At 68.4% G+C, this 7,570-nt stretch carries 9 protein-coding genes; all 9 read right to left on the reverse strand.

All coding sequences use genetic code 11. From position 1 onward, the window contains the following. Positions 1 to 223 precede the first annotated feature (223 nt). Complete coding sequence (locus SFU54_RS04445) at positions 224 to 370, reverse strand: hypothetical protein (RefSeq protein WP_319015097.1); 147 nt, start codon at positions 368 to 370, stop codon at positions 224 to 226. A 9-nt stretch (positions 371 to 379) separates the two neighbouring features. Next, complete coding sequence (lysS, locus tag SFU54_RS04450) at positions 380 to 1,900, reverse strand: lysine--tRNA ligase (RefSeq protein WP_319015098.1); 1,521 nt, start codon at positions 1,898 to 1,900, stop codon at positions 380 to 382. 53 nt (positions 1,901 to 1,953) lie between these two features. Continuing rightward, on the reverse strand, positions 1,954 to 2,817 hold the full coding sequence (gene panC, locus SFU54_RS04455) for a pantoate--beta-alanine ligase (RefSeq protein ID WP_319015099.1): 864 nt from the start codon (positions 2,815 to 2,817) through the stop codon (positions 1,954 to 1,956). Continuing rightward, on the reverse strand, positions 2,814 to 3,515 hold the full coding sequence (locus SFU54_RS04460; protein WP_319015100.1) for a Rossmann-like and DUF2520 domain-containing protein: 702 nt from the start codon (positions 3,513 to 3,515) through the stop codon (positions 2,814 to 2,816). Before SFU54_RS04460 ends, panC begins: the two co-directional genes overlap by 4 nt. Then, positions 3,512 to 5,137 (reverse strand): PH domain-containing protein, encoded by a 1,626-nt coding sequence (locus SFU54_RS04465; RefSeq protein WP_319015101.1) that lies wholly within the window; start codon positions 5,135 to 5,137, stop codon positions 3,512 to 3,514. Before SFU54_RS04465 ends, SFU54_RS04460 begins: the two co-directional genes overlap by 4 nt. Next, on the reverse strand, positions 5,134 to 5,685 hold the full coding sequence (locus SFU54_RS04470) for a PH domain-containing protein (RefSeq protein ID WP_319015102.1): 552 nt from the start codon (positions 5,683 to 5,685) through the stop codon (positions 5,134 to 5,136). The genes SFU54_RS04465 and SFU54_RS04470 overlap by 4 nt, the downstream gene beginning before the upstream one ends. Then, the gene (locus SFU54_RS04475; protein WP_319015103.1) at positions 5,682 to 6,134 is read right to left on the reverse strand and encodes a DUF3180 family protein; all 453 of its coding nucleotides are present in this window, start codon (positions 6,132 to 6,134) and stop codon (positions 5,682 to 5,684) included. The genes SFU54_RS04470 and SFU54_RS04475 overlap by 4 nt, the downstream gene beginning before the upstream one ends. After that, complete coding sequence (gene folK, locus SFU54_RS04480) at positions 6,131 to 6,628, reverse strand: 2-amino-4-hydroxy-6-hydroxymethyldihydropteridine diphosphokinase (RefSeq protein WP_319015104.1); 498 nt, start codon at positions 6,626 to 6,628, stop codon at positions 6,131 to 6,133. Before folK ends, SFU54_RS04475 begins: the two co-directional genes overlap by 4 nt. Beyond that, on the reverse strand, positions 6,625 to 7,570 hold a 946-nt coding region (gene folB, locus SFU54_RS04485), incomplete at its 5' end, for a dihydroneopterin aldolase (protein ID WP_319015105.1). The genes folB and folK, both read right to left, overlap by 4 nt.

Below are 7,570 nucleotides of genomic sequence, written 5' to 3' on the forward strand. Positions count from 1 at the left end.
CTCCGAGGCGAATCCGGGCGTCGCGACGATGAGAGCCGACACCGCGAGAATCGGCACGCCGGTGACCACAGCGCGGAGGCGGTGAGAGATCACGTCGATCGCCGATCGGGTAGGGCGATTCGCGGGTGCCGGAGGGCATCCACGAGCACAGGGATAGCGGGTGACCCCAGGCTACGCTCGACAGCTCGCGACAGCATTCCCCCGTATGGGGGCAGAACCGAGGCTAGCCCTGGTTGATGATGCCGATGATGCCGGAGATCAAGAGGTAGGCCCCGACGGCGCCGACGACGAGCCACAGAGCCAGCCGGTTCATGCTGATCTCGGGCTTCTTCTCGTCGTCGCCCGGAAGCTTGAGCTCGTCTTTCGCCATGTCGCGACCCTACTTCACCAGCGGAAAGAGAATGGTCTCGCGAATGCCGAGGCCCGTGAGTGCCATGAGCAAGCGGTCGATACCCATGCCCATTCCCCCGCTCGGCGGCATGCCGTGCTCAAGCGCGGTCAAGAACGCCTCATCGAGCTGCATGGCTTCGAGGTCGCCGCCCGCGGCGAGCGCCGCCTGGGCCACAAATCGCTCGCGCTGCACGACGGGGTCAACGAGCTCGGAGTACGCCGTCGCGAGCTCAAAGCCGCGCACATAGAGATCCCACTTCTCGACAACGCCCGGAATGCTGCGGTGCTCCCGCACGAGGGGGCTCGTGTCGACGGGAAAGTCCATAACGAACGTGGGGCGCACGAGGTCGCCCTTGACGAAGTGCTCCCACAGCTCTTCGACATACTTGCCGGGCAGCGGGTGATCGATCTCGATCTCGACCGCATCGGCAAGCTTCTTGAGGGCAGCCATGGGGGTCTGCGGCGTGATCTCGACGCCCGCGGCGGCGCTGAGCGACTCGTACATGCTCAGGCGATCCCACTCGCCACCGAGGTCGTATTCGGTGCCGTCGGCCCACGTCACGACGTGCGAGCCTGACACAGCCACGGCCGCGTTCTGGATCATCTCTTGCGTGAGGTCGGCCATCTGGTGGTAGTCGCCATAGGCCTGGTAGGCCTCGAGCATCGCGAACTCGGGGCTGTGCGTCGAGTCGGCGCCCTCGTTGCGGAAGTTTCGGTTGATCTCGAAGACTCGCTCGATACCGCCGACAACCGCGCGCTTCAAGAAGAGCTCGGGTGCGATGCGCAAAAACAACTCGGTGTCGAAAGCGTTGGAGTGCGTGACGAAGGGGCGGGCGGATGCTCCGCCGTGCATCGTCTGCAGCATGGGCGTCTCGACCTCGAGATAGCCGTGGCTCGCAAACGTGGTGCGCAAGCTGGCAACAGCCGCGGCGCGAGCGCGCACCGTGACGCGCGCTTGCTCGCGCACAATCAGGTCGAGGTACCGCTGGCGCACGCGCGTTTCGTCGCTCAGCTCGTTGTGCAGGTTGGGCAGCGGCAGAATCGCCTTCGCGGCAATGGCCCACGTCGAGACCATGACGCTCAGCTCGCCGCGCTTGCTCGTGATGACTTCGCCCTCGACAAACACGTGGTCGCCCAGGTCAACGAGGTCTTTCCACTGATCGAGCGCGGCATCTCCGACCTCGGCGAGGCTCAGCATCACTTGAATGCGGCTTCCGTCTCCGGCCTGCAGGGTGGCGAAGCACAGCTTGCCCGTGTTGCGCGAGAAGACGACACGGCCGGCAAGGGCAACCCGCTCACCCGTGGCGGTGTCGACCTCGAGGTTCGGAAACCGCGAGCGAACATCCGCAATCGTGTCGGTCACGGTGAGTCCGACGGCGTAGGGCTCGATTCCGGCATCGAGCATGCGCTGCCGCTTGTCGAGCCGAACCTGCTTTTGCTCGGCGATTTCTTCGACGGTGGGCTCGGCTTGAGCAGTCGGTGCAGCGTCGGTTTCAGCGTTCTCGGTCATCGCTGCCAGCCTACCGCGGGGCCCGATTCGGGGATGCTCGCGCACCCCGCCCCTCACGCCAAGTGCAGCAGCGTCGTGTCGATGAGTCGCGTCGTTCCGACGCGGGCCGCGATGAGCGCCCGCGCAGGCCCGTGGTAGTCGTCGTCGATCGACTGGAAGGTGTCGGGGCGCACGAGGGCGAAGTAGTCGAGTTCGACCTCGTTCGAGCCCATGAGCACGCCTTGCGCAGCCGCGATGACGGCATCGATGCCGCGGTCGGCGGCCGACTCGGCGGCTTCGAGGGCGTCGGGAATCGTGCGGGCGGCACGACGGTAGCGCTCGTCGAGGTAGGCGTTGCGGCTGGAGAGGGCGAGGCCGTCGTCGGCGCGCACCGTCTCGACCACGTCGATGCGCGTGCGCATGTCGAGGTCGCGCACCATGCGCTGCACGAGAAACACCTGCTGCGCGTCTTTCTCGCCGAAGACGGCAACGGTCGGCTGCGCGATGTTGAGCAGCTTGGCCACCACGGTGAGCACGCCATCGAAGTGTCCGGCGCGCGAGCGGCCCTCGTACATGCCGCCAAGGTTGCCGGCACTCACGCGCGTGGCCACCGGGCCCGTGGGGTACACCTCATCGGCAGTCGGAGCGAACAGCGCGTCGACGCCGTGCCCGGCCAGGGCCTCGCGATCGGCGTCGAGGTCGCGCGGGTAGCGCTCGAAGTCTTCCGTCGGCCCGAACTGCATCGGATTGACAAACACCGACACGATGACAACATCGGCAACCTCGCGCGCGTGCTCGACGAGGGCGAGATGACCCTCGTGTAGCGAGCCCATGGTGGGCACGAGAGCGACGGTTGATCCGGCCGCTCGGGCCGAGTCGAGGCGCTCACGCAGCCCGGCGATCGTGGTTTCGACGTCGGGCAGGGTGGAGGCGCTCACCGGTCGATGCTATCGACAGCGGCAGACTGCAACGCGTTCTCGACGGCCGAGCGCACGACTCCGCCGAGAACGCGTCCGGGTTCGTCCACTCCGATCGCGCGCAGGGCGGTAACCGACTGCGCGATGATCGCGGTCGAAAACTGCGACGCGGCCTCGATTGCGTCGGCATACGCCGGGCGATCGTCGTCGCCCACGACGACCGGTTCGGCGCCCATCTCCACGACGAGAGCTTGCGCGATCGGCAACACAGGCCCCGGAGCGGTCACGGCGCACCACGCGTCGCGCAAGCGGGCGAGGTCAATGCTCGTGCCCGTGAACGCAATGGCCGGATGCACGGCCAGCGGAATCGCGCCCACGGCCCGCGCGGGGTCGAGCGCCGCCAAGCCGTGGCGGGCCGACGTGTGCAGCACGAGTTGGCCGGGCTGCCACGCGCCGAGAGCCGCGAGCCCCGCGACGAGCTCGACGAGTTGGTCGTCGGGGACGGCGATCACGACAAGCTCACTGCGCTCGACGATCTGCGGCACCGTAAGCACGGGAACGCCCGGAAGCATGCTCTCGACGCGATCGCGCTCATCATCGGTGCTCGCCGAGACGCCGACGAGCGCGTGACCCGCACCCGCGAGCGCGGCCCCGATTACCGGGCCGACCCGGCCCGCGCCGACAATGCCAACACCAAGCCGACCGTCGCGCGTGCTCACCGCTGGCGCCAGCGATGACTCGTGTCGGTGGCCGCCGCCCGCAACGACGCATCCGCGACGCCATGAAACAAGCGCAGTGCGTCGTCGCGATCGAGAGCGCCGAGCATCGGAAGAATCGGACCGGCCACGGTGTGCACCTGAACCCACGCGAGACGCAGAGCGCGGAGCAGCGGGCCCTGGTGCACCGACACCGACTGCGTGCGCGAATAGGGCACGGCAATGAGTGAGCGCCAAATAGCACCGCGGCGCAAGAGCACGGCCGTGTCGGTGAGCGCGAATCCGTTGCGGGGCTGCGAGAACCACCGCAGCACGCGCGCCCGCCGCGGCGACACCGTGAAGCCGCCCTCGGTGCCGCGGCCGCTCAAGCCCAGCTCGAGCACGGGCAGGCTCGCTTCATGAGCAACCTCGGGCAACAAGAGCTGCAGTACGGCGCGCACATCATCGAGATTGCCCACGGGAAGGATGCTCGTCTGCTGTTGCCCCGCCGCCCCGTTTTGCGACGACCGCGAGGCGCGGTTGACCGCGATCTGCCACCAACCGAAGGGCCGCCAGAGCAGGGGCTGGCTGACCTTCACCGAGTGGATGCGCCCGGGAGGCAGCGTCTCGTTCGTGGTCGAGAGCAGCCCGAAACCCACCCGCACGCCGTCGGGGGTCGCGGCGATCGAGTAACGCAGTGAGCGCGTGATGCGCGCGATGAGAAAACCGCCGATGCCGATAATTCCCGGGAACATGGCGACGAGCAGAAACAACTCGCCCGTCACGATGCTCGTCACGACAATGGCCACGAGCATCGCGACGAGAACGATCATGGTGTCGCTGAGCACGGTCGAGCCGATGAGCCGGCCGGGGTTCATGCGCACGATCGACGTGGGCGCCACGAGGTCGACGTCGAGCTCGGGCGACAGCAGTTCTGAGACACGGGCATCGAGCATCCCGCCGATGCCGCTCGCCGCGGTGGCAGCCGGGTCGACACCCGCGCGCTGCGCACCCGAGGCGAGCAGCAAGATGTCGCGGCGCAAGGCGTCGGCGTCGGCTCCGCGCAGGTAGGCGAGCGGAACGTTGGCGTCATTACCCGCGACCGAGATCTCCAGCTTGGCGGCGCCAAACACGCGGGGCACGAAGGGTCGGGCGATGTTGATGCCTTGAATGCGGTCGAGGCGCGCTTTGCGATTGGTGCGAAACAGGATGCCCGAGCGCACTTCGACGACCTCGTCAGTAATGCGGAACGTGTGCAGTCGCCACGAGAAGTAGAAGCCCGCCACCAGCAAGAGCAGCACGCCCACGGCAATCAGCAGGGCGACGAGCACCAACTCTTCGCGCACGATGAAATCGATCGCGTCAGACTCGAGATCACCACCCGTCGGCGGCAGCGGCACCTGCTGGTCATCGAAGAAGATCTCGAAGAAGCGGTCACGCAGGTTCACGATCAGCACGCCGAGAATGGCGACGAAGGCCAGGCCGCCGCGAAACAGTGGTGTGGCGGGATGCAGCCGGTGCCATTCACCGTCAGCGAAGTCGGTGCTGACCGCGACTGGCTGGCGCGGCTGCTCGGTCGATGGTGTGGCGGGCGGGGCGGCCGGCGGGGGTGACGGCGGCGCCCACTCGGCGTGAGGGTCGGTCACAGTCCGGCCCGGCGCGTCTCGGCGACGGCCACCAGGTGGTCGCGCAACTGCTCAGCTTCGGCCAGGGGCAAGCCGGGAATGAGCACGCCACTTGACGCGGCGGCCGTCACAAACTTGAGCTCGGCGAGGCCGAACGCGCGCGCAACCGGCCCGCGACTGATGTCGACGAGCTGCATGCGACCGTAGGGCACCGCAACGAAGCGTTGAAACATGATGCCGCGGCGAAAGAGAAGGTCGTCGTCGCGCAGCAGGTAGCCGATGGCCCGCACGCGACGGGGCGTCAGCGCGAGCGTGATCACGAAGATCGTGGCAACGCCGACCCCGACAAGCCACCCTTCGGGCCAGCCGATCCAGAAGGGCACGAACGAGACAGCGGTGGCGATGGCCCCGAAAATGGCCGTGCCGATCATGTCGACCGGAATGTACTTCGGCGAGACGCGCTGCCACTCTCCCGCGACGTCGAGGCGAGCGGAGCCCGGTGCGGCGGGGTCGGCGCCGATTGATTCAGTGCCAGTCGATTCGGCGCCGGTCGATTCAGGGTTCGTCACGGGGCGGTCTCCTCAGTCGGATCATCGGGCGGCAGAGCGCACCAGTGCTCGGCGACGAGTGCCGCGGTCACCAGCGCAGCGGCGGCCACCAGGGTTGCCCCCGCAGCCAGGCTTGAGCCTAACGGCACCACTGTGCGCGTGAGCAGATAGATCAGAATGCCGGCCGCCCCGCCCGCGAGCATCGCACCCGCGAGGGCGCTCGCCTTGGCGAGCACGACGGCCCGCACGGCAAACAGCGGGTCGATGCGTCGCTCACCCTTCGCGGCGCGCCGCACCGGCCACGCCAACGCCAGCACGAGAGCCGCGATGAGCACGAGGGCGACGGCAAGCGAGAGCGGGGGCACGAGCACGGCGACTCCGCGCATGGCGAGCGCAAGGTCGAGCGCGAAGGCCACCGCGAGCCCGACGAGTGCCGCGATGAGCAGGGGAAGCGGGCGCGTGCGGGTCACTCGGCACCGCCCGACTGCAGGGCCGCGAGCAGAGCCGCGACGTCTCCGTGGCCGGTGAGGTGAGCATCCGGCTGCACCTCGAGCCACGGGGCGAGCACGAAGTCACGCTCGTGCGCCCGCGGGTGCGGAACCTGCAACACGTCGGAGTCAATCTCGAGGTCATCGAACGCGATGAGATCGAGGTCGAGCGTGCGGTCGCCCCAGCGCTCGATGCGCTCGCGACCGTTCTCGGCTTCGATCGCGCGCAGGGCGTCAAGCAGCGAGTAGGGGTCGAGGTGCGTCTGCAGCACTGCGACGCCGTTCAGGTAGGCGGGCTTCTCGGGGTCGAGCCCGTCGACCGTGAGTGCCACCGTGCCATGCCACGACGAGACGGCGAGGATGCTCGACTCGGGCAACCCGTCAAGCGCAGCAACCGCGCGCTCAAGTGTGGCCTCGCGGTCACCGAGGTTGCTGCCGAGCGCGATGACGGCCGTCGCCGGGTGCACGACGGTCACGACCGCCCCCGCGCAATCGTGACGCTCACGTCGGCGAACGGCACCGTGATGGGCGCCTGCGGTTTATGCACCGTGACCTCGGTCTGCCACACCGCGCCGTGGCTCAGCACGACCGCCGCGACGCGCTCAGCGACGGTCTCGATGAGGTCGACGGGGTCGGCTTCGACCGCGGCGACGACCTGTTCGGCGAGCACGCCGTAGTGCACGGTCGAGGCGAGCTCGTCGTCGCTCCCCGCGGTGCGCAGGTCGAGTCGGGCCGTCACGTCGATGATGAACTCTTGACCGTCGCGCCGTTCGTGGTCGAAGACGCCGTGGTGCGCGAAGGCCCGCAACCCCGTGAGGGTAATGGCGTCGCCGCGCGCGTGACGATCGAGCGGCGGGCTCGCTACGTACGAAGCGCGATACGTGGGGGCCGAGTCGGCTGCGGTCACGATCGACTGCCACACGTCGAGGGCGCGGGCGCTCGAGCGCACGTCGTGCACGCGCAGGGCATCCACGTGATCCGCCGCGAGGGCCGAGACCACCGCGGTCAGCAGATCGCGCTCGTCAACGGGCGTGCCCTCGGGCAGCAACGCGCCCAAGAACCGCTTGCGTGAGGCACCCACGAGCACGCGAGCGCCGATCGACCGCAACGTGCTGAGCTCAGCAAGCAGCTGCCAGTTGTGCTCCGGGCGCTTGGCGAAGCCCAGGCCCGGATCAACCCACAGCCGCTCGGGCTGCACGCCCGCCTCGAGCGCGGCGTGCCAGCGGCCCATGAGTTCATTGGTGACATCCTGCGGAGCCCACGCATAGTCGCTTACCGCATCCCACGTGGCGCTCGGCCCGCGCCAGTGCATGATGACGTACTGACTGTCGAGCCCCGCGACGGTCTCGAGCATCGCGGGGTCGGCGAGTCCCCCGCTCACGTCGTTGACGATCGCGGCCCCGGCCTCGACCGCAGCT

It is taken from the genome of Microcella sp., assembly GCF_033763155.1.
Taxonomy (GTDB): Bacteria; Actinomycetota; Actinomycetes; order Actinomycetales; family Microbacteriaceae; genus Microcella.

Bases quoted from the DNA above. Each gene is read 5' to 3' on its own strand.
- lysS (WP_319015098.1), bottom strand. From the start codon at position 1,900: ATGACCGAGAACGCTGAAACCGACGCTGCACCGACTGCTCAAGCCGAG.
- SFU54_RS04445 (WP_319015097.1), bottom strand. From the start codon at position 370: ATGGCGAAAGACGAGCTCAAGCTTCCGGGCGACGACGAGAAGAAGCCC.